General features: G+C 69.2%; 23 protein-coding genes and 1 pseudogene. 14 read left to right on the forward strand and 10 right to left on the reverse strand.

Annotated elements, in window-relative coordinates:
• The first annotated feature begins 22 nt into the window (after positions 1–22).
• The gene (locus C3488_RS28120; protein ID WP_181139223.1) at positions 23–1,291 is read left to right on the forward strand and encodes an MFS transporter; all 1,269 of its coding nucleotides are present in this window, start codon (positions 23–25) and stop codon (positions 1,289–1,291) included.
• A 285-nt stretch (positions 1,292–1,576) separates the two neighbouring features.
• Positions 1,577–1,984, forward strand: coding sequence for a HEAT repeat domain-containing protein (locus C3488_RS28125; protein WP_107528753.1), 408 nt, complete (start codon positions 1,577–1,579; stop codon positions 1,982–1,984).
• A gap of 469 nt (positions 1,985–2,453) precedes the next feature.
• Here the strand turns inward: C3488_RS28125 and C3488_RS28135 are convergent, their stop codons facing one another.
• Complete coding sequence (locus tag C3488_RS28135; protein ID WP_103843730.1) at positions 2,454–3,095, reverse strand: maleylpyruvate isomerase N-terminal domain-containing protein; 642 nt, start codon at positions 3,093–3,095, stop codon at positions 2,454–2,456.
• Between the two features lie 394 nt (positions 3,096–3,489).
• On the opposite strand from C3488_RS28135, the gene C3488_RS28140 reads away from it, so the two are divergent.
• From C3488_RS28140 to C3488_RS28165, 6 genes are all read left to right on the forward strand, one after another.
• Positions 3,490–4,428 (forward strand): RNA polymerase subunit sigma-70, encoded by a 939-nt coding sequence (locus tag C3488_RS28140; protein WP_103843731.1) that lies wholly within the window; start codon positions 3,490–3,492, stop codon positions 4,426–4,428.
• 56 nt (positions 4,429–4,484) lie between these two features.
• Positions 4,485–5,042, forward strand: coding sequence for a dihydrofolate reductase family protein (locus tag C3488_RS28145; RefSeq protein WP_103843732.1), 558 nt, complete (start codon positions 4,485–4,487; stop codon positions 5,040–5,042).
• Positions 5,039–5,368 carry an EthD family reductase gene (locus tag C3488_RS28150; RefSeq protein WP_103843733.1) on the forward strand — a complete coding sequence of 110 codons (330 nt, stop codon included), beginning with the start codon at positions 5,039–5,041 and terminating at the stop codon, positions 5,366–5,368. The genes C3488_RS28145 and C3488_RS28150 overlap by 4 nt, the downstream gene beginning before the upstream one ends.
• An 81-nt stretch (positions 5,369–5,449) precedes the next feature.
• On the forward strand, positions 5,450–5,914 hold the full coding sequence (locus tag C3488_RS28155; protein WP_103843734.1) for an SRPBCC family protein: 465 nt from the start codon (positions 5,450–5,452) through the stop codon (positions 5,912–5,914).
• Complete coding sequence (locus C3488_RS28160; protein WP_103843735.1) at positions 5,911–6,249, forward strand: metalloregulator ArsR/SmtB family transcription factor; 339 nt, start codon at positions 5,911–5,913, stop codon at positions 6,247–6,249. The genes C3488_RS28155 and C3488_RS28160 overlap by 4 nt, the downstream gene beginning before the upstream one ends.
• 87 nt (positions 6,250–6,336) lie before the next feature.
• On the forward strand, positions 6,337–6,777 hold the full coding sequence (locus C3488_RS28165) for an SRPBCC domain-containing protein (protein ID WP_103843736.1): 441 nt from the start codon (positions 6,337–6,339) through the stop codon (positions 6,775–6,777).
• Positions 6,778–6,905: 128 nt separating this feature from the next.
• Here the strand turns inward: C3488_RS28165 and C3488_RS28170 are convergent, their stop codons facing one another.
• Entirely contained in the window at positions 6,906–7,886 is a 981-nt protein-coding gene (locus tag C3488_RS28170) for a GlxA family transcriptional regulator (RefSeq protein WP_103843737.1), read from the reverse strand.
• Positions 7,887–7,982: 96 nt separating this feature from the next.
• On the opposite strand from C3488_RS28170, the gene C3488_RS28175 reads away from it, so the two are divergent.
• On the forward strand, positions 7,983–8,318 hold the full coding sequence (locus C3488_RS28175) for a putative quinol monooxygenase (protein WP_103843738.1): 336 nt from the start codon (positions 7,983–7,985) through the stop codon (positions 8,316–8,318).
• 206 nt (positions 8,319–8,524) lie between these two features.
• On the opposite strand, the gene C3488_RS28180 is transcribed toward C3488_RS28175, so the two are convergent.
• The 7 genes and pseudogenes from C3488_RS28180 to C3488_RS28215 form a co-directional block, all read right to left on the reverse strand.
• Entirely contained in the window at positions 8,525–9,235 is a 711-nt protein-coding gene (locus C3488_RS28180; RefSeq protein WP_103843750.1) for a leucine-rich repeat domain-containing protein, read from the reverse strand.
• A gap of 394 nt (positions 9,236–9,629) precedes the next feature.
• Positions 9,630–10,775 carry an RNA polymerase sigma factor gene (locus tag C3488_RS28190; protein WP_103843739.1) on the reverse strand — a complete coding sequence of 382 codons (1,146 nt, stop codon included), beginning with the start codon at positions 10,773–10,775 and terminating at the stop codon, positions 9,630–9,632.
• Positions 10,776–10,783: 8 nt separating this feature from the next.
• Entirely contained in the window at positions 10,784–11,191 is a 408-nt protein-coding gene (locus C3488_RS28195; protein ID WP_103843740.1) for a YciI family protein, read from the reverse strand.
• A 347-nt stretch (positions 11,192–11,538) separates the two neighbouring features.
• The gene (locus tag C3488_RS28200; protein WP_103843751.1) at positions 11,539–12,090 is read right to left on the reverse strand and encodes a YciI family protein; all 552 of its coding nucleotides are present in this window, start codon (positions 12,088–12,090) and stop codon (positions 11,539–11,541) included.
• Between the two features lie 586 nt (positions 12,091–12,676).
• A complete protein-coding gene (locus C3488_RS28205; protein ID WP_103843741.1) occupies positions 12,677–14,041 on the reverse strand; it encodes an aminotransferase class I/II-fold pyridoxal phosphate-dependent enzyme in 1,365 nt (454 codons plus the stop codon).
• Positions 14,032–14,510 (reverse strand): annotated as a pseudogene (locus C3488_RS28210) (hypothetical protein). Before C3488_RS28210 ends, C3488_RS28205 begins: the two are co-directional and overlap by 10 nt.
• 295 nt (positions 14,511–14,805) lie before the next feature.
• Entirely contained in the window at positions 14,806–15,381 is a 576-nt protein-coding gene (locus C3488_RS28215; RefSeq protein ID WP_103843742.1) for a MarR family transcriptional regulator, read from the reverse strand.
• A gap of 101 nt (positions 15,382–15,482) precedes the next feature.
• On the opposite strand from C3488_RS28215, the gene C3488_RS28220 reads away from it, so the two are divergent.
• The gene (locus tag C3488_RS28220) at positions 15,483–15,707 is read left to right on the forward strand and encodes a hypothetical protein (protein WP_103843743.1); all 225 of its coding nucleotides are present in this window, start codon (positions 15,483–15,485) and stop codon (positions 15,705–15,707) included.
• A 252-nt stretch (positions 15,708–15,959) separates the two neighbouring features.
• On the forward strand, positions 15,960–16,679 hold the full coding sequence (locus C3488_RS28225; protein ID WP_103843744.1) for an FAD binding domain-containing protein: 720 nt from the start codon (positions 15,960–15,962) through the stop codon (positions 16,677–16,679).
• A gap of 174 nt (positions 16,680–16,853) precedes the next feature.
• Here the strand turns inward: C3488_RS28225 and C3488_RS28230 are convergent, their stop codons facing one another.
• Positions 16,854–17,531: a GntR family transcriptional regulator gene (locus C3488_RS28230; RefSeq protein ID WP_103843745.1), complete on the reverse strand. Its 678-nt coding sequence runs from the start codon at positions 17,529–17,531 to the stop codon at positions 16,854–16,856.
• A gap of 291 nt (positions 17,532–17,822) precedes the next feature.
• Between C3488_RS28230 and C3488_RS28235 the strand changes: the two genes are divergently transcribed.
• The 3 genes from C3488_RS28235 to C3488_RS28245 all read left to right on the forward strand — a co-directional run.
• The gene (locus tag C3488_RS28235) at positions 17,823–19,211 is read left to right on the forward strand and encodes an amino acid permease (RefSeq protein ID WP_258053710.1); all 1,389 of its coding nucleotides are present in this window, start codon (positions 17,823–17,825) and stop codon (positions 19,209–19,211) included.
• A 170-nt stretch (positions 19,212–19,381) separates the two neighbouring features.
• On the forward strand, positions 19,382–20,143 hold the full coding sequence (locus C3488_RS28240; protein ID WP_181139224.1) for an SDR family NAD(P)-dependent oxidoreductase: 762 nt from the start codon (positions 19,382–19,384) through the stop codon (positions 20,141–20,143).
• A 25-nt stretch (positions 20,144–20,168) separates the two neighbouring features.
• The coding region (locus tag C3488_RS28245) for an aspartate aminotransferase family protein (RefSeq protein WP_103843748.1) at positions 20,169–21,333 on the forward strand (1,165 nt) is incomplete at its 3' end.

The following is a 21,333-nucleotide window of genomic DNA, read 5'->3' on the forward strand; positions in this document are numbered from 1 at the left end:
AGGCACACCTGGCCTGCACCCGGTGCGGGCTCGCCGGAACCCGGCCGGGATCGTGGTGTTCCTTGTGCTGATGGTCGACTCCGTCGTGAACGGGCTCTTCGTCCCGTTGTCCATGCTCTATCTGTCGGCGAGTTCTGGCGCGTCACTGGTTCGGGTGGGGACCCTGCTGAGTGTGGCCGGGCTGTTGTCCCTTCCCTTGCCCCTGTGGGTCGGTCGTCTCGTCGACCGGCTTGGGCCAAAGCCCATCGTGCTGGTGGCGCAGGTGCTTCAGGCGGCAGGCTTCCTGGGGTACCTCGTGGCTCGGAACGGCGGTGTGGTCCTTCTGGCCGCGACGGTGGCGTCGCTGGGGCAGCGGGCCTTCTGGTCCTCCGCTTTCACCCTCGTCAGCAATCTGTCCGATCGTGACCCTGGTGGGCGCTCTCGCGAGCGGTGGTTCGGTGTCATCGGCTCGCTGCGGGCAGCGGGCTACGGGGTCGGCGCCGTGCTGGCGGGAGTGGCCATGTCGGCGAAGTCCGGCCTGATGTACCGAGGAGCGATCGGCGCGTGCGTCTGCCTGCTGATGGCGGCCGCCCTGTTGCTCGGATGGGGAGTTCCGCGGAACGCCGCTCTGCCTGCCGGGGCAGATCTCGAGGAGCGGGGGAAGGCGGAACGAGGCACCCGCGGTTACCGGACGCTGTGGGCTGACCGTCCCTACGTTGCGCTGGTGGGGCTGAACACGGCGTTCGCGCTGTGCAATGTCATGCTCAGTATCGCCTTCCCGCCGTTCGTCGACCGTCGGCTGCCGGCCGTGACCTGGGCGGTCGGTCCGCTGCTGGCCATGAACACGGTGGTCCAGGCCGCCCTTCAGTCATCGGTCGTCCGCCTGATCCGGCGGCTGCCACGTCATACGTCGTTGTGTCTGGCCGGAGTTCTCTGGGCCTTGTGGGCGTGCCTGACTGCTTGCCCGCTGTTGATGCCCAGGGCACTGTGGATCCCCTGTCTCGCCGTGGCCGTGCTGTGCTACTCGGCGGCTCAGCTCGTGCATTCTCCAGTGTCGAACGCGCTGTCCGCCGATGCCGCCCCTTCTGACATCCGAGGTCGTTACATCGCGGTCTTCCAGTACTCCTTCGCGATCGCCACGGTCGTCGCTCCCCTGCTGTTCTCGCTGTTGTTCGACATGTCGAGCGCGGCTCCGTGGGCCGCCCTCGCCGTGCTCGCCCTTGTGACGGTTCCCGGAATGCTCGCCCTGGCCCCGCGTCTGCCGCAGTCCGCGTTGGCGGCCGGCGGAGCCGGGCGCGCGGGCACAGCCTGAAGCCGTCGTCCCGCCCGGCTGCAGGCCGGCATCCACGTCCTGGGCGACGTACACCTCGGCGGCACGCGCCGCCAGGCGCCACTGGGTGTCGGCGTCGATGACGACTGGCGGTTGGTGGAGTACCGGCAGTTCTTCCGTGTCCCCCGTGAATCGCCTTTGTGACCTGAAGGCGAGCTTTCGGCCGCGGTCACTGGGGGCCTCCATGTCCTTCGTCAAGTGTGGGCGACTTCGGTGCGAGATTCGCTCTTCTTCGTGGGGGCATGAGACCGTCTGGTCGTGCCGGAGATGACGAGTGGGTTGGAGAGGGCCTTGGCTGAGGCATCGTCTCCTTCCTGGACGCAACGTGTTCGTGCCGGGCGTGACCTTGCCTCCTTCGCTGATGTTCCCGAGGCTGCGGAAGCGCTGGTGGGCCTGCTGCTGGACGCCGAGGACACGGCGGTGACTCGACAGACGGCCAAGGCCCTGGCCCGGGTAGGGACGGTGGCCGCCATAAGGCTCATCGCTCTCGCGGTTGCTGAGGCTGACGACAACCGGGCTGATTGGCTGCAGGCAGGGGTGCATGACGCGCTCGTGGGACCGGATGGTGCGCCGGACATCGCGGCGGCCTGCGGGAAGCTCGCCCGTGATCCGGAAGAAGCTGTCCGTCGGGGTGCCGCAGACATCTCCGTCTGGACAGGCGACACAAGGTGTTGATCTGAATCGACGTGTCTGTGGGCTGGTCCATGCACCCGTCGCTTGGGGAGGCGTGGTTCGTGGAAGGTGCCGTCGCGGAGCATGGCGAAGAGCACGCTGATGCGGTGGCGGGCGAGGCGGAGGAGGGCCTGGGGGTCGGTCTTCCCTCTGGCCCGTCACCGGCAGCGAGTTGCGAACCCCGGCCCATTCGGCGTCGGCCATGTCCGACGGGCGGCGTCGCACGTGCAGCGGACGGTCGGCCGCGTTGCCGTACACGTGCGCGAGACAATCACACGACGTGGCAGGCGAGTTGGACGACGAGGGCTCCGAAACGCAAGACTGCGGCACAGGGCCTCCTGACGCTCGAAGGACTTCGGCAATCCCGAGCTGGACAGGAGGCCCTGCCCTCCTGCACGTCTCGACCGGAGATCGCCCGACCGAGTCGCCGCGCTCGAACCAGTGCTCACCGTGACAGGGCAGGCTACGGCTCCTACAGCACGCGCAAAGCCTGGTCGGCGTCACGTTCCCGCCTGGCGAGCGCATGTAGCACGGCCTGATCGCCGTGCCGGTCACGGGCGGCTGCCACAAGGACATCGACTGCCATGGCGAGCGTGGCTTCGGGTGTCTGGCAGTGAGCGCCCACGCTCAGAGCCAGATCATCAAGGTGCACCGCCAATTCGACGCATCGGGTCTGGAGGTAGCCGTCCAGCAGCATTTCCTCTCCAGGCCGGTGGAGGATGGCCACTCGCCGATCGGCTGGCTCCTGGCCCAGCCGTTGTGCCAACCTTTGCCATGCAGCGCGCGCCTGCTCAGCCACGGCGGCGGGGCCGGCGGCTGCCGTCTCCTCGCTCCGCGCGCGCACACCGACGTTGAGTGCGGAGTCCGGGGCAGACGTGCCGACGAGCCGCGCGTAGTAGCGCACTGGCGATACCGGCTCCGTGCCGACCGTCTCGCCGTCGAGAAACCATTCGACCTGCAGGACGCTGCGTGCAAGGTGACCAGCCAGTCCACCCACCGTCATCCCCGGCAGCACTGACTCCTCGTCCCAGCGACGCGCCACCTCTTCCGTGGCCAGCAGGTGCACAGCCCGCTCGGCGCCCAGCAGGTATGCCTTGCGTATCTCCTCAGTCATGCGAGGTATCTTGCCCGGATCAAGATCGTCGCGGCCGATGCGTCCATATGTTGGAATCCTTGTTCAAAATGTGGACCGAGTGATCGGGTGGGGCCGAGGGCGCCCGCGGTCGGCCGGGCGTTGTGCCAGGCCAGGTGGTAGTCGGACCTCTCGTCAGCGTCTCCGACGGCGCCTCTCGGGCCCGGTGACCCGGCCCCCAGGTCATCCGTTCCACAGGGGGAGCAATCATGCCGGTCCCGGAAGTCGGCGGCCCTGTTGCAAGACCGCGAGGAAGATGACGAGGGGTCGGTCAGCGGCGGACTTCGGCACCCCGAACAGCGGCGCGTTCGGCGCAGGGTAGGTTGGTTCCCCCGTACGCGGCGACCAGCGTGCCCACGTGGGCCATCATGGGCCCGTGGACTTCGAGCCGTACCGGGGTGAGCTGTTGGCGTACTGCTACCGGATGCTGGGCTCGTTCCACGAGGCTGAGGACCTGGTGCAGGAGACGATGCTGCGTGCCTGGAAGGCCCGCGACCGGTACGACCGCACGCGCGCGTCGGTGCGGACCTGGCTGTACCGGATCGCGACCAACGCATGCCTGACCACGCTGGAAGGGCGGGCGCGACGGCCGCTGCCGTCGGGACTGGGCGCGCCGAGTGAGGACCCTGGGGCGCCGCTCACTCCGGCGTTCGACATCCCCTGGCTGCAGCCTTTCCCCGATGCGCGCTTCGACGCGGAGGTCCGGGCCGACACGCGGCTGGCGCTGGTCGCGGCGATGCAGGTCCTGTCGCCGCGGCAGCGGGCCGTGTTGGTGCTTCGCGAGGTACTGGAGTTCACCGCTGCCGAGGTCGCCGAGCAGTTGGGGACCACCACTGCGGCCGTCAACAGCGCGTTGCAGCGGGCCCGTGCCGCTCTGGCTGACGTGGGCGGCGTGGAGGAGGTCACCGAGCCGGACGAGCCCGAGACACGGGCGGTGATTCAGCGCTATGTGCGGGCGTTCGAGGCGGCGGACGTCCCCGCGCTCGTGCGGCTGCTCACGGACGATGCGATCCTGGAGATGCCGCCGGTCCCGCTGTGGTACCGGGGCAGCCGCCACTACGGTCTGTTCATGTCGCGGATCTTCGCGATGCGTGGGACGGGCTGGGGGATGACGCCCCTCACCGCCAACGGGCAGCCCGCGCTCGCCGCCTACGCGCCGGAGCCCGGCGGCACGCACCGGCTGCACACCCTGCAGGTCTTCACCGTCACCCGCGGCCGGGTCGCGCGCAATGTCGTGTTCGCCGATCGGCACGTGTTCGAGGCGTTCGACCTGCCCCGGCAGATTTCTTCCGACGGGTTTCGCCAGGAACGATGAGTGGCCCCGATGCCGCCGGTACGTACCGGTGAGCATCGACCGAAGGGAACCCCATCGTGAGCGTCATCGTCATTGAGTTCGTCAGCCTGGACGGGATCGTGTCCGATCCGGACGGCTCGGGTGGCACACCGGGCGGCGGCTGGGCGTTCCGGCATGGTCCCGGGACGGTCGCCGGGGACAAGTTCCGGCTCGGCAGCGCGCTCGACGACGGTGTCCTGCTGCTGGGCCGTACGACCTGGCAGTTGTTCTCGCGCATCTGGCCGGGGCGTGACGACCCGTTCGCCCGGCGGATGAACGCCGTGCCGAAGCTGGTCGTCTCCCGTTCCCTGACCAGCACTTCGGCGTGGGAGAACTCCCGGGTCGTCGACGGCAGTCTCATCGACGCTGTCAAGCGCGAGGAGCGCGACGTGATCATCGCCGGCAGCGTGAGCGTCGTACGGGCGCTGATGGCCGGGGAACTGATCGATGAGTACCGGCTGCTGACGTTCCCCACCGTCCTCGGCACCGGCCAACGGCTGTTTCCCGACGGCGGCCCGCGAGTCGACCTGGAGTGCCGGTCGGCCGAGCGCGCCGGTGCCGCCGTTCTCGTCCGGTACCGGAGGGCGGCACGATGACGGTTCGCTTCCTCGCCCTGTACGAGACGCCGGCCGACCCCGAGGCCTTCGACCGGCATTACCGCCAGGTCCACATTCCACTCGGGCGCCGGCTCCCGGGCCTGCGCCGGTACACCGTCAGCCGTGACGTCGCGGGCGTGCGTGGCGGCGCACCGTACTACCTGGTCGCCGAGCTGGAATGGGAAACGATGGACGACCTGAGGGCTGCCTTCGGCTCACCGGAGGGCCGCGCCGCCGCCGGCGACGCCGCCCGTCTCCAGGAGCTGGCCGCGGTGCGCAGCATGATCTTCACGGTGGATGACAGCATGACGCAACCCCCTGCTTAGAGCAACCAAAGGTTGCACATGGCCGGAGGACGGCTGTACAGTGATATGCAACCAAAGGTTGCGAGAGGCTGGGTGAGCGGGATGGAATACGGCAGCATCGAGCGGGAGATCCGCATCGACGCCAGACCCGAGGTGGTCTACGAGGTCATCAGCAGACCCGAGCACCTGCGGGAGTGGTGGCCGGACGAAGCAGAACTCGAGCCGGTGCCCGGTGCCACCGGGGTCATCACGTTCGGCGACACGACCTCCCCGGAGGCGAAGGTCGTGTCGCTCACGGTGATCGAGGCCGACCCGCCCCGGCGGTTCTGCTTCCGGTGGGTGTACGACGAGGGGGAGGCCGCGACGCCGACCAACTCACTCCTGGTGACGTTCGACCTGATCCCGTCGGGTGCCGGCACCCTGCTCCGTTTCACAGAGACGGGGTTCCGGGAGAAGGGCTGGGAGGCGGCCGTGCTCGAAGAGCAGTACCGCCAGCACGTCACCGGCTGGGACCACTTCCTGCCCCGCCTCGTCGCGTATGCCGAACGGCTGGTGTCGGCGCCGTGAGCGTCACCATCGACGACGAGCTCTGGTCGGCCGTGGGGGATCCGACCCGGCGCCGGATGCTGGACCTGCTGTTGACCGACGGCGGCGGGACGGCGACCACGCTGAGCGATCAGCTGCCGGTCACGCGGCAGGCGGTCGCCAAACACCTCGGCGTACTGCACCGGGTCGGGCTGGTCCACGTGAAGCCGTCCGGACGCGAGCGCCGCTACGAGGTGGACGAGGCCCAGTTCGCCCGAGCCGTTGCGCAACTGTCGTCGGTCGGGGCCGCCTGGGACGCCCGGCTGCAGCGCATCAAGCGGATCGCCGAGGCAATCCAGCGCGGCCAAGAGGGCTGAGGCCTCACCAACGCACGTTGCCGCATCCAATGCGGTGCTGGTGAACGCGCCTGATTGCGGGCGCCTGCAGGAGAAGGAGGCATCGAGATGGTGGACATCCTGCACAGGATCGGAGTCACGTCATCTCCCGACGCTGTCTACGCGGCCTTGACCACGAGCGAGGGGCTGGCGAGCTGGTGGACGGAGGAGACGAGCGGTGACGCCGATGTCGGGGGAGTGATCCGGTTCCGCTTCGAGCCCGGCGGGTTCGACATGAAGGTCCTGGAAGCTCAGCCCGCCGAGCGGGTGGTCTGGGAGGTCGTGGACGGCCCCGAGGAGTGGATCGGCACGCAGATCCGCTTCGAGCTCAAGCAGGAGGACGGCTTCACGATCGTGTTGTTCCGGCACGAAGGCTGGAAGGAGCCGGTGGAGTTCATGTACCACTGCAGCACGAAGTGGGCGACCTTCCTGATGAGCCTCAAGAGACTCGTCGAAACCGGCAAGGGCGAGCCGGCACCGTACGACGTCAAGATCAGCAACTGGCACTAGACGCACCCGGAGATGGCGCAGGTCTTGCCGAGACCCGGTTCCCGGCCGATCGGTACCCGCACCAGGCCGAGCTGGTGACCGAGGACCGAGCACGTATCCTGCGCTCCGGCTCGACTACGGCGAAGAGTTCATGTTCGGGCTCGATCCGATACCTGACGCCGCACCTGCCCAGGCGTGGTACCGAGGCGTTTGCGCAACAGGGACGTGAGCGTGGTGGCGTTTTCGTAGCCGACCTTGCGGGCCACCGCGGTGGTCGGCAGGTCGGTGGTGCGTAGCAGGTGCACCGCCTGTTCGAGCCGGATCTGCTGGGCGAAGCGCAGCGGCGAGACGCCCGCCACTCGATCCAGCGCCCGCTGCAGCGTGCGCTCGCTGGTGCCGACGGCGCGGGCCGCGTCCGCGATGCGCAAGGGCTGGGTCAGGTGTTGGCGGACCCATCGTTCGAAGGCGCTGACGATCGGGTCGGTGCGGGCGAGGTGGCCGGGAATGGAGTAACTGGCCTGTGTGGGGCGGGCGTCGACGACCAGGTAGCGCGCGGTGAGGTCGGCCAGGGCGGGACTGCTGTCCCGCACGAGGCAGAGCGCCAGATCGAGGTGAGCCATGGCGGCTCCGGCCGTGGTGACATCCGACCCGCGGCTGACCATCTGCGTTTCGTCCAGAGCCACTTGGGGGTAGCGCCGCCGGAACTCCGCGGCGAGCCACCAACTGGTCGTCGCGGGCTCTCCGTCCAGCACGCCGCTCTCCGCGAGCAGAAAGGTCCCGGTACAGGCCGCCGCCAGGGGCACCCCGGCCGCACGGGCGCCCTGGATGGTTCGGCGAACGGGCAGCTGCTCGGGTGAGGCCACCCACGCGGTGAGCGGCGTCGGCTGCTTGTGCCAGACACCGGGCACTACCAGGGCGTCCGGCGCGGCGACGTCCCCCGGCCTGACGGCGTCCACGAGATGACCGGCTCCCGTCCGCACCGGGCCGCGAGGGCTGACACACCGGACCTGCCACGGCGGCGGGGGTTCCGGGAGCTCCCCGCGCAGTGCGTTGGCCGTTCGCAGCACGTCGAGCACCGAGGAAAGCCCGGAGTCGAAGACACCGTCGACAACCAGCACCGAGATCTTCATGTCGGAAACGGTAAGGGATGCGTCGGATCCGCCACTGGGAGAGGTGTGCACGCGGCTCCTACGGTGATGACACCGACCGAACCCTCAGGAGAAGACATGGCCCGGCAGAAGATCACCATTCCCGCGAACGCTCGCGTCGGACTGCTCGTCCGCCTCGAGGCCAAGCCGGAGCATGCGCAGGAACTCGAGGAACTGCTCACCAACGCCCTCTCCTTGGCTCGGGAAGAGACCGGGACCACAGTGTGGTTCGCGCTGCGCCTCGGTCCCACCACCTTCGGCATCTTCGACGCCTTCGGTGACGACCAGGACCGCCGTGCCCACATGGAGGGGAAGATCGCAGCCGTCCTCCGTGCCGAGGGCCCGCGGCTGCTGGCCGGGAACCCGGACATCCGCGCGCATGACGTCCTGGCCGCCAAGCTTCCGACCGCCTGACCAAGGCCGGCCTGCGTCCACCCGGCCGGTCGGCTCCTGTCGTGCCGTCACGTCTCATGCCTCGCCGAACAGGCCGTCCCCCCTGTCACGTTGTCGTTGTTCGGCCCCCGCCCGGTGATGCTCACGTGCAAGGACCGCTCAGCCGTCGATCAGCAGCGGGCCTGGTCTTCGCGGCGGCACGGCGGGCCGTCCAGCAGCCGCCGCTGTCAGATGAGTACGACGCACCCCCGTCGTTCCAGCTCCGACAACAGCGGTGCAGAAGGCTCGCAGGCATTCCAGCGCAGGTCCAGCTTCTCCAAGGCAGGCATGCCGACCACCCAGTCCGGCACGTGGGTGAGGCGATTGCTCCGCACGTCGAGCTGACGCAGTCTGGGAAGCAGAGCCAACGACTCCGGCAGCTCGGTCAGAGCGTTCTCCCTCAGATCCAGATGGCGCAGTTCGTGGAGCCCGGCGACGGATGCGGGCAGAGTTTCGACGGCATTCCCCCGGAGCCACAGCTCCCGTAGGTTACGGAGGCGGCCGATGCCGTCGGGCAGCGTCTGCAGCCGGTTGTGCTGTGCACGGAGTTCGATCAGGCCGCTCATCCGGCCGACGGTCTCGGGCAGGGCGGTGAGGCCGTTCTCGCCGACGTTGAGGTATCGCAGCCGCGTCAGCCTTCCCAACGCGTGGGGTATCGAGGTCAAACGGTTGTCGTGCAGGTAGAGGCAGCCGTCGAGAGCGACCAGGTCACCCAGCTCGTCGGGTACCGAGGAGAGGTGGTTGTGGCCGAGGTCCAGGGTGGTCAGGCGGACCAGCTGCCCGATCGCGCGCGGGAGTTCCGTGAGTTCGTTGTCCGCGAGGATCAGCACCTGCAGTTCGGTGCGCTGCCAGATCGACTCGGGTACCTCTTTCAGCTGCTGACGCCACAGGTTCAGCATGTGCGGCACGGTGTCCGATCCCTTCTCGGCATGACCTTGTCCTCAAGTACCAGCAGACGTTGTACCGCCACTTCGGTTCCAAGGACGGTTCCGTGGCGGCCGTTTCGGAGAACCGATCGCGACGGGTCCTGGCCCGGATGTGCAACGTGGCTGCCGCTGCCTGCACCGGAATCGGCTCTGTCAGCCGCTTGAGCCGGCTCGACGCGGCGCGCAAGCCCTCCAGTTCCCGACTGCAGAAACGTCCGCAAGGTCAGCGACTGGCGCGTGAAGCCGTTGCGCTCGTAGAACCGGATGGCGTCTGCGTTGCTTGAGTATGCCGTCACCTCCGCGGCTTCGGCCCCTGCCTCCTTCGCGCCAGCCGAAGAACTCCGCGGGGAAGTCCGAGCGCGACCCGTCAGCGGCATCGGCGGGCGTTGAGCCGGGCGGCCTGGCGCGTCAGGTGGTCACGCTCGGCGAGGTTGGGTGCCTTGTGCGCCGCCTCGGCGTACAGCCGGGCCGCCGTCGCCAGGTCACCGTCGCGCTCGTGGAGGTACGCCGCCACCGCGGCATGGCGGGGCAGGGAGGCGTCCAGCGCCGCGAGCGCCGCCAGGCCGGCGCGCGGTCCGTCGGCCTCCCCGACGGCGACCGCGCGGTTGAGCCGGACGACCGGGCTGTCGGTCAGGCGCGCGAGCTCGTCGTACCACTCGACGATCTGCACCCAGTCGGTCTCCTCGGCGGTGGGCGCGTCGGCGTGGAGTGCCGCGATGGCGGCCTGGGCCTGGAACTCGCCGAGCCGGTCGCGGGCGAGGGCCGCCTGGAGGATCCCGACGCCCTCGGCGATCAACGCTGTGTCCCACCGGCCGCGGTCCTGGTCGGCGAGCGGTACCAGGCTGCCGTCGGGCGCGGTCCGGGCGGCGCGCCGGGCGTGGTGGAGCAGCATGAGGGCGAGCAGCCCCGCCGCCTCGGGGTGGTCGATGGCGGCCGCGAGCTGCCGGGTGAGCCGGATGGCCTCGGAGGCGAGGTCGACGTCGCCGGAGTAGCCCTCGTTGAAGACCAGGTAGAGGACGCGCAGCACAGTGGCGACGTCGCCGGGCTGGTCGAAGCGCACGCCGGAGACCGTGCGCTTGGCCCGGCTGATGCGCTGGGCCATGGTCGCCTCGGGCACCAGGTAGGCCTGGGCGATCTGGCGGGTGGTCAGCCCGCCGACGGCGCGCAGGGTGAGCGCGACGGCGGACGAGGGCGTCAGGGACGGGTGGGCGCACAGGAAGTAGAGCTGGAGCGTGTCGTCCACCGAGGGCGCGGTTCCGGGCGGCGGCTGCTCGTCGACGAGATCCTCCCGCCGACGGCGCGCGCTGTCGGCCCGGACCTGGTCGAGGAACTTCCGCCAGGCCACGGTGACCAGCCAGGCCTTGGCATCCCGGGGTGGATCGGCCGGCCACACGCGCACCGCCTCGGTCAGAGCGTCCTGCACGGCGTCCTCAGCTGCCGCGAAGTCTGCTCCGCGGCGGATGAGGACGGCGAGCACGCTCGGCATGAGGCTCCTGAGCAGCGCCTCGTCCATCGGTGAGATCACTCCGCGATGGTCGGCTGCGCGGCCAGGAACGGACGTACCTCCAGCCACTCGTGGATCGGCCTGCCGCCGGCCCCGGGTGCCGCCGACAGCTCCCCGGCCAGCTCGACGGCGCGCTCGTAGGTGTCGACGTCGATCACCATCCAGCCGGCGATGAGGTCCTTGGTCTCGGCGAACGGACCGTCGGTGACCGGCGGGCGCCCCTCACCGTCGTAGCGGACCCACGCTCCCTCGGGCGCGAGCGCCTGACCGTCGACGAACTCGCCGGTCTTTTCGAGCCGGGCCGCGAAGTCGTGCATGTACTGCATGTGGGCCGAGATCTCCTCCGGCGTCCACTGGTCCATCGGCACGTCGTTGACCGGAGCCGGGGCGCCGCGGTAGTGCTTCAGCAGCAGGTACTTGGCCATCGTGGTTCTCCTCGGTGCTGGTGCGACCCATTGTGGTCGCGTTCAACCCGGGGACGGAGCCGGACGACGGTTCTCGACATCGCCGTCCGATTTTTCTGGGCGATCGTGGATGAGCCTCGATCAGTCGTCTCGTGGTTCCCGGGTCTGAAGCGTGGCGCGGGGGCGGGAGCTTCGAAGATCAGCACCGGCGGAACAACTGTGCGCGGGTCTTCATGTGCCCGACGAACGGCGCCAGGAGCACACGAGGCGTCGTGGATGCCGACGTGCCCGGCCAGGCGCTCCGCCGCCTCCACGGCGCGGCGAGCGGTTCCTCGCCCACCAACCTGCCGGTGCGGCGGACACCCCGGCTATGACGGACGCCCGCCGAACTGCCAGTTGTGCACCTCGATGTCGGCATACCGGTCCTGGGTCAGGATGGCGCGTGCGGTGTCAGGGTCCGGAGCTTGGACCAGCGCCGCTGTACCCAGCCAGGTGGCGCCGTCGTCGGAGAGCAGCGGCCCGTAGGCGATCAGCTCGTTCCACTCGGGCGGCGCAGCGAGGTCGGTGGCCTGCCCTGCGCCGAGGCCGAGCACGAGGTACCGGTTGCCGCCGGTCCGGCCGCCAGGGAAGTCCCACATCGTGCGCCCCAGCGTGTTGCGCCACCGTCGTAGCAGCACGTCCCGGTAGACGCCGGCCTGGTAGTTCGGCTCGTCGAAGGCGAACGCGCGGGCAGCGGCGGGGTCGGGCAGGTCGACGATGTGCAGGCTGCCGGTGGGTGTGCCGCCGTCGTCGGTGAGGGTCGGGCCCCGGGCGATCATCTCCTTCGCGTACTGGTCCATGTAGGACCAGTGCTCTTCCCGCAGCTCGTAGCGCAGTGGGAGGGAGTCGGGCCGGTCGCGGTGGTGGCAGAGGAACTCCATGCCCAAGGATCCCCTCAAGGAGGTGACAAGGTCGAGCGAGTTCCACTGCGACGGCTGCTCGGCGGCCTGCTCCGGCAGGGCCCGCGCGGGCACCACGCATTGGAGTTCCGAGTGACGCGCCTACGAGGAGTTCGTCGCGCCAGGCACCTTTGTCTTCCGGTCGCGCGGCAACACCGACAGGCTTCACGATGTCGTCAAGTACAACTGGGAGATGGTGGCCCGGGACGGTGGTGAGGTTGCCGGCGTCGGGCTGGAGATCCTCATGCTCGGCCCCGACGGCCGCATCGTCGGCGACTACCAGTTCATCGAAGGATGACCGCAACGACGGCAACCCGCCCATCGATGGTGCGCGGGTACCACCTCAGCACCGGCAGCGGCATCGCCGGCCTGTCGCCGCGCACACCTGCCGCAACTGGGTGGCTCGCTCGACTGATCTGGGGGCCGACGATCGGTCACGCCCCACCAACCCGGCCTGGCTGCGATCAGCGCTGTAACCCGTCCCCGAAGCTGCAGGACAGCAAGTCGGGAAGTCGGGCGCCCGGCTCAATGCCCGTCGGGCTGTGGTGAGCCGGTGACACACGGGCGGTCATGAGCGGGCGAGCTGCTCCAGACGCTGGTGCAGGTGCTCGACGTAGGTCTCGGATTCGGGCTTCATCAGCACGCTGCGCAGGATCCGTGCACCGTCGGCATCCGCGGTGACCTTCGGGTGACGGGCGGTGAAGCGCTCGGCGCCGACGCGGAGGGTGCTGAGGAAGACCGGGTCCTGGCTGTCGGTCATCCCTTCCTGCAGGATCCGGTTGCTGGCCGCGTCGATCTCCGAGAGGGTGTTGCGTGCGGTGACCGGGAAGTAGCTGACGATGTCGAGCTGCGGGGGCTGGTAGAGCTCCAGGTGCTCGGAGCCCTCGATGAGGTCCGCCCAGCGAAGCGCCGCGCGCCGGCCGGCCGCCAGCACCTGGCCCAGCCCTTCGCGGGTGGGCGGCAACAGCTGGAAGGTGAGCCACAGCGCGGCGGCCGCCGCGCCCGCACGGGAGCACTCCAGGCTGATCTCGCCCAGGTGCAGTTCGTCGGAGGTGAAGTACGTGTACGGCGAGTCGTGCAGGTAGAACCGGCCGACCGAGGGATCGCGGAAGAGGACGGCGCCGCAGCCGTAGGGCTGCAGGCCGTGCTTGTGCGGGTCCACCACGATGGAGTCGGCCTGGGCGACGGCCTGCCAGGGCTCGGCCGGCAGGCCCTCGGGGCCGTCCGCGCCGGCCAGCAGCGTGAAGAATCCGCCGTAGGCGGCGTCGACGTGGATGCGCACGCCGTACCGCTCGCGCAGCGCCAGCGCCTCGTGGACCGGCTCGATCGCGCCGAGCCCGGTGGTACCGGTGGTGAGCACGACCGTGCCGACCCGTCCGCCGCGCAGTAGCTCCTCCAGCGCGTCGAGGTCCATGCGGCCGAGGTCGTCGGTGGGGACGGGGAAGCCCTCCATCCCCAGGACTCCGCACATCCGGCCGTGTGTGTAGTGGGCCTCGGTGCTGTAGGCGACACCCTTGCCGGGGTGCAGTTCGCGGGCCACGAAGAGGGCTTCGAGGTTGGCGATGGTGCCGCTGGTGGTCAGGTGCCCCAAGTGGGTGTCGTAGCCGAACATCCTGGCCAGCTGCTGGACGACCTCACGCTCCATCGCGGCGGTGGCCGGCCCGCCGTCCAGGGCGTGGTTGTTGGGGTTGATCAGCATCGCGGTCAGGTAGCCGACCACGGCAGCCGGGTGCGGCGGCTTGAGCATCTGCCCCGCGTAGCGGGGGTGGAAGAAGGGGTAGTTGTCCTTCAGCCGCTCGGTGAAGACACCGAACGCGGCGGCGAACCGGTCGTCCTCGACGGCCGACGCCGGGTGCGGGGCGAAGGGGCCGAAGGTCTTCGCCCACTCGGCGTTCGACGCGACCGCCGCGGCCAGCCACTTGTTCAGATCCATCTGGTCACTCCTGTGTGATCTCCGTGTTGACGTGGTCCGCGCTCAGCGCTTGGCGGGCGGATGCCGCGGAACTCGCAGTCGCCGCCCAGTGCGGAGGACAGCACTTCCTCGGACTCGGTGGCCTGGGCGCCGACGTCGGTGCGGATGGGGGTGGGGCCGGTGGCGATGTGGTTGGTGAGCCGGTTCAGCCACTTGCAGCCCTCGGGGCCGACGATGGCGCCCATGGGGAAGGTGAGTGATGAGGTCGGCTTGTCGAAGTAGGTCGGCGTGCCGGGCAGATCGATCCCGAACTCGTCCACGCGGCTGCGATGGTGGAGGTGGACGGCGATGATCTTGGATGGGACGACCGTCGGCAGGTCTGCGCCTCGTCGGTCTTGACGCGGCGGCCGTCCCCGGCGACCAGCTCGTCTCCATCCCCGTCCCCGTCCCCGTCGACACTGACCTGGACGGCGGCACCGTCCAGCAGCATGCGGCAGAGGAGCGCCTGCTGCTGAACGACGTTGTCATCGGTCACCCCTGCGAGGACAGCTGCTTGGGGCCCGCGGGTCATGTCCCCACCTCCAATTTATTTGGCCCCAAATAGACAGTCGGAGCATGGAGGGTGTCAAGGGCTTCCGGCGAAGTTATTTGGCACCAAACGCTTGATCTGGAGATCCCTCGCTCCGGCCATGGCGGTGGACTCCGGCGGTCCGGAGGGCGCCGCATCCGGCGATGGGTGCGGCGTCCGGAGACGGGCGAGCGGGGGTGTGGCCCCGAGGGTGTGATCACGGCCGCGCGCGACGGCCCGAGCGCCGCGGGGCCAGGTCCTCGTCGGCGAGCAGTTCCCGCCGCCGCTGCTCGCCGTGCTCCTCGAGCCGGCTGACAACGGCACGCAGGCTGTCGGCGAGCTGGAGGCACTGCTCGGGGCTCAGCGGGGCGGAGACGAACGCCTCCTCCGCGTTGAAGGCCGGGAACAGTTCCTCCATGAGTTTCTCCCCCTCGGGGGTCAGGGAGAGCAGGACCCGGCGACGGTCCTCGGGGTGGGGGGAGCGGGCCACGAGGCCGCGTGGCTCGAGAGTGCGCGCGATGCCGGTCAGTGTCCCCTTGGAGATGCCCGCCTCCTCGGCGACCGACCAGGTCTCGGCCTCGCCCCAGATCCACAGGACCCACAGCACGACGAAGCTGGTCCACGTCAGCTCGTGCGGACGCAGCACAGAGTTCTCCAGATGGCTGCGGACGGCCGCGGCGGCCCGGTGGATGTTGCTCACGGCGGCCATGGCCTCGCGCTGCAGCGTCAGGCCGCCCAGCCGCTGCTGTACGGCCTGCTCGGTCTCGGTGATGGATCGGCGGGGGCCGGGCACGGGCTCCTCCTCCGCGTCGGGGCGACGCGGGGGCCGCCGGCACGTTCGTTTGCGGCCAAATGTATCCCGCGGTCACTCGGCCCAGTGGCCTTCAGGCATGGGTGGGAGCGGGCCGTCCCGAGATCGGCTGGGTCCCCATCGACACGAACGACCCCGCCCTGATACCGCCCGGCCCCTGGATGCAGTGGCACTACGACCGCTGCGTCCCGCCGCCCGGCGCCGAGGAAATGGCCCGCAACGCCGTGTGCACGCAGGCGTTCCGGGTGGGGAACTCGCTCGGGGTCCAGTTCCACCCCGAGGTGATCCCGGCCGTCGTGCGGCGCTGAGTCGACTTCGGCGGGGCGGAGCAGTGCGCGCGGCTCGGCATCGATGCGGAAGAGCTGGTCGCACGCAGCCGCGCCATGGAGCCGACGGCACGGGAGAACGCATACCGCCTGGTCGACGCGTTCCTCGATGGCGTGCTCGTGTGAGCCCTGTACGCGCCCCCGCCCTGACGAGAAGACTGCGCTGGCAGGGTCGAGAGGTGGCCAGAACATGACCCCTCGCCTTCGCGTCATCTCTCAGGAAGGAAGGCTGCTGTGTTGTTGCGTCTGCCCACGTCGGTGTCCGATGCGCAGGCATGCTTGGCAGAAGGGGCGGTCCCCGTCGGCGGGGCGACACTCGTCTGGGCCGCCTGGCAGCGCGACGGTTTTCCCGAACTGGCCATGTCCTTGCGGGACTTGCCCGAGGCCAACGTGCTCGGGCGGGAGACCGTCGGTGGCGCAGTCGTCCTGCACCGGATGGACGAGCGGGTGCCGGACGTGCTGCGCCTGGCTGCCGCCTCGGTGGGCACCGGCGCAGTGCGGCGGACGGCGACCGTCGGTGGCAACCTCGTAGGCAGCGCGCTGCGCTGCCTGCTGCCTGCGGCCCTCGTGCTGGACGCCCGGGCAGTGGTGCTGGGGCCCGACGGAGTGCAGGAGACTGACCTGGCCGAGCTGGTGGCCAAGCGTCCCGTCCTGCTCAGTCTGCACTGGCGTGAGCCGATCGCCTCTGCGTACCGCAAACTGCCGGGCGAGGCGGGCGGTCCGCCGCCCCTCGTCGTCGCTTCGGCGGTGCACGCCGGCGACGTCGGCCACCGCTTGCGGATTGCCGTACGTGACGGCTATGAAGTGCTCAGCGCCGGCGTCTCGTGCGGTTCGGACGTCGACGAGACACTGCACGCGCTGAGTTCGACGGCGGTCGGTGACCTTTCACCCGCCGCCGAGGAAGCCGTGCACTCACAAGTCGCCGCGCTGTTGGGCGGTCCCGGCGCGAACTGATGCGGCATGAGGCCGCTGGGCTTCGTCTGCACCTCGCGGCTTGCCGCGTGCCTTGGCCGGCCCGCTCCCGCCGGTGGTCCCGGATGTCGTCATGACTTCGTCATGGCCTTCGTGGTCGGCCGATGCGGCGGAGGCTCGCCCGCCGTTGACGCCGCAACTCCGGGCCTCACCGCATCAACTGCCGTTGCCGGCGGCCAGAATCCGCTGCACTCTCTCGGCGTTGGTCGCGATGTGGTGACTCACCTCTCGCTGTGCGCGCTGCGCATCGCCGGTCCGAAGGGCTTCCATGAGCGGCTCATGCTCACCGACCACCTTGCCCGGGTTCTCGTACTCGCGCTCGTGGGCGGACAGCGCCATGAGGTAGAAGCGCAGTTCCCGGGTGAGCCCCGCGTAGAACGCGTTGATGCGACTACTGCCGAGGGCTGCCACGATCGCCGCGTGAAAAGCCAGGTCTGCGGCGACGATGTCAGCGCGTTCATGTGACGTGGTGGCCGCGCCCAAGTCGGCGTAGGCCGCCTCGACGGCCTCGAGCTGCTCGCTGGTGAGCGGTGCTGCCACCGCCGCCGTCTCCAAGCGCTTCCGGGCCGTGTAGAGCTCCTCGACCGTCTCAGGCGTCGGAGAGATGATCACGGCGCCGCGGTTCACCTCGAACCGCACCAGACCGCCGTGTTCCAGCAGACGGACGGCCTCACGGACAGTGTTCCGTGCGATGCCCAGTTCGGTGGCGATCGCGCTCTCGCGCAGGCGCTCACCAGGGCGAAAGGCGCCCGCGAGAATCCGCTCCGAAAGCCCGTCGGCCACCTGCTGGGCGGTCGTCGTCCTGCGGGCCACCAATCCGTCGAGTGCTGTCATGAGGGCATGGTACCGAGCTGCACCCCTAGCGCTCAACAGTAGAACTGTTCTACAGTTTGGCCCGCGGCGGCCTTCCGTTCACTCGAAAAGGATGCCCGGGACGGCCTCTCGGCAACGGTCACAGCGGCGCATGTGTCGTCTCCCGCTCAGGTGAACCCGCTGGGCGCCCCACACACGCACATACCGCGCATCGCACACGAACACAACGGCGCCACTCCCGCGCATGCGACCCCTCACTGAACGTCGCATCCGCGACCCACCGGCAACGACGCCGCAGAAAGGCTCAGACACGTGCAAACGACTCCCGAACTCGCCCCAGAGCTCACCCAGCCCGACGCGCCAAGAACTCTCAGACAGCGACACGTCCGGATGATCGCCCTCGGTGGCATCGTCGGAGCCAGCCTCTTCGTCGGCAGCGGAGCCGTCATCCACGCCGTGGGACCGGCCAGCATCCTCTCCTACGCTCTGGGCGGGCTCCTGGTCATCCTCGTCATGCGGATGCTGGGGGAAATGGCCACCGCCTCGCCTGCGCTCGGGTCGTTCATGGAATACGCCCGCGCATCGCTCGGCGGCTGGGCCGGCTACACGATCGGCTGGCTGTACTGGTACTTCTGGGTGGGCGTCGTGGCGTTCGAGGCGGTCGCCGGCGCCAAACTGCTCATGCTGTGGATCCCAGGCGTACCCCAATGGGTCTTCTCGCTGATCCTGATGACGCTGCTCACCGCCTCGAACCTCGTGTCCACGCGCTCGTTCGGTGAGACCGAGTTCTGGCTGGCATCCATCAAGATCGTCACGATCGTCGTCTTCCTCCTCGCCGGCACCCTCTTCGCTCTCGGGATCTGGCCCGGATCGAAGATGTCGGTCGGAAACGTCACCGCGGGCGGCTTCGCTCCCCACGGCGTGTCAGCGATCCTCCACGGCATCGTGATGGTGATCTTCGCCTACGTCGGCACGGAGATCGTGACCATCGCGGCGGCGGAGTCGGCGGATCCGGTGACATCGGTGGTCAAGGCGACCTCCTCCACGGTCTGGCGTGTGATCATCTTCTACGTCGGCTCGGTGACGCTGCTGGTGATGATCACCCCGTGGGACCGGATCCCGACCCAGACCAGCCCGTATGCGGCCGCCTTCGGCAAGATGGGCATTCCCGCCGCGAGCACCATCATCAGTGTGGTCGTCCTCACCTCGGTGCTGTCCGTCCTGAACTCCGGCCTGTACACAGCTTCGAGGATGCTGTTCGCGCTCCAGCGCAACAACTGGGCACCGAGATGGGTTGCCGACCGCAGCCGGAAGGGAACGCCCTGGAAGGCCATTCTGGCCTGTACGTCCGCCGGCTATGTGGCCGTCATCATGAGCTACGTTGCGCCGGACACCGTTTTCGACTTCATCATCAACTCAGCGGGCGCCGTGGGCCTGTTCGTCTACGCGATCATCGCCGGATCACAGCTGCGCATGCGGCGGCAGCTCGAGCGGGAGGCCCCCGAGCGGCTCAAGCTGCGCATGTGGGGCTATCCGTACCTCAGTTGGATCACCCTGGCCGGCATCCTGGTCGTAGTGAGCTCCATGCTGCTGGTTCCGGACGCCCGCTCGCAGCTCTATCTCAGCGTCCTCAGCCTGGCGGTCATCCTCCTCACCTACCTGATCGTGCACTACGTGCAGCGAACCGGTGCACGTCGCTGACGATCACCCGCAGCGGAAACCGTCTGCCTCACCGCCCACCGTGCGGCGCCCTCGCCGCGGTCCGACGCACGGCGGCGCCACGGCCGCAAACCTCTGGGCCGTTCCGAGCCGAGGAGCGTCGCAACACGGCTGTGGACCCCACGTCCCGACGAACTGATGGAGAAACGGGCATGACCCACCTACCCATGCCGCAACGGGTGGCTGTCGTCACGGGTGCGACCTCCGGGATAGGAGCCGAGGCTGCCCGGTGGCTCCACCAGGACGGTTTCGCTGTCCTCCTCACCGGCCGTTGCAGCGAACGAGGTGAGGCAGTGGCTCGCGAACTCGGCTCCGGCGCAGCCTGCTTCGTCCCGGCCGACCTCACCCGGGACGGAGAGCCCGACCGCCTGCTGGACTGTGCCCTCGACCGGTTCGGGAGGGTCGATGCGGTGGTGAACAACGCAGCAGCCGACCACACCGGAGAACTGCTGGACGTCCCGACCGAGGAGATCCGCGACACCTTCGAGATCAACACGTTCGCCGCGATCGCCGTTCTCCAGGCAGCGGGACGCGCCATGCGGCAGTCGGGCGGCAGCATCATCAACGTCACCTCCCGGCTGGCCACGGTCGGAGTCCCCACGATGAGCGTCTACAGCGCCAGCAAAGGTGCGATGAAGGCGCTGACAGCCGCGGCCGCAGTGGAACTCGCGCCGTACGACATCCGTGTCAACGCCGTGGCACCCGGCATGACCCGCACCCCGCTGTACGAGGCCTGGCTGCGCTCCCACAAGGATCCCGAAGCGCTCGCCCGCAGAGTGGCCGACGGCATTCCGCTCGGCCGGCCGGCCACCCCGCAGGACGTCGCAGCCGCCATCGCGTTCCTGGCCTCACCCGGCGCCGCCTACATCACCGGCATCACCCTTCCCGTCGACGGCGGTTACACCGCCCAGTGACTTGCACATACCCAGGGGAACAGTCATGTCCAACAAGAACCCATCCGTGCTGACCGGGCCCGCTCTCTGGAGCGCCCAGGCTCACCTCCCGTCCGTTCTAGGACGCCAACTGACGGTCGATCGCGCCGAAGGCAGCTATGTGTTCACCACCGAGGGGCGCCGTCTGTTCGACGGCACGGCCGGTCTGTGGCACGCGAACGTCGGTCACTCCCGCCCCGAGCTGGCCGAGGCCGCCTACGAGCAGATGCGGCGTCTGGAGACGTACCACATCTTCGGCCGCTACCTGAACGACCGCGCTGTGGAGCTGGCCGAGCGCCTGGCGGCCCTGTCGCCCGTCACGAACCCCAAGGTCATCCTCAACAGCGGCGGCTCCGACGCCATCGACGTCGCCTGCAAGCTCGCCCGGCGCCACTGGCAGCGCGAGGGCCGCACCACCAAAACCGTGATCCTCAGTCGCGAGTTCGCCTACCACGGCCTGCACGCCTACGGCACGAGCATCGCCGGCCTGGACTTCAACCGCGTCGGCTACGGCACCGATTCCCTCGTGCCGGAGACCGCCCGCGTCTCCACGTACGACATCGCCGCCGTCGAGCGGACCGTGCAGGAGATCGGCGCGGAGCGCATCGCGGCGATCGTGGCCGAACCCGTCCAGGGCACCGGCGGCGTCAACCCGCCCGTCCCCGGCTACCTGGAGGGCCTGCAGCGCATCTGCCGGGAGAACGACATCCTTCTGATCGTCGACGAGGTCATCACCGGTTTCGGCCGTACGGGCCACATGTTCGCCAGTGAGCGGTACGGCCTGCGACCCGACCTGATCACCTTTGCCAAGGGCGTCACGTCCGGATACGCACCGCTGGGCGGCGTGCTCGTCGCGCCCCACATCTGGGAGCCGTTCTACCGTGATTCCTCCGACACTCCCGTCTTCCGCCACGGTGCCACCTATGCCGGGCATGCCACCGCCTCCGCCGTCGCTCTGCGCAACCTCGACATCCTCGAAGAGGACAAGCTGCTTCCTCGAGTGAACGAGCTGGAGCAGCTGCTCGCCCGCGAACTGCACGGCCTCACGGCCCGGGCAGCGGTCGTCGAGACGCGTGTGGCCGGTTTCCTGGGCGGCATCACGCTCGCGGACGGCGTCAGCGCGGAAGCGGTCACCGACGAACTCGTCGAGCACGGTTTCATCACTCGTCCGC

It is taken from the genome of Streptomyces sp. Ru72 (assembly GCF_002920635.1).
Classification (GTDB): domain Bacteria; phylum Actinomycetota; class Actinomycetes; order Streptomycetales; family Streptomycetaceae; genus Streptomyces.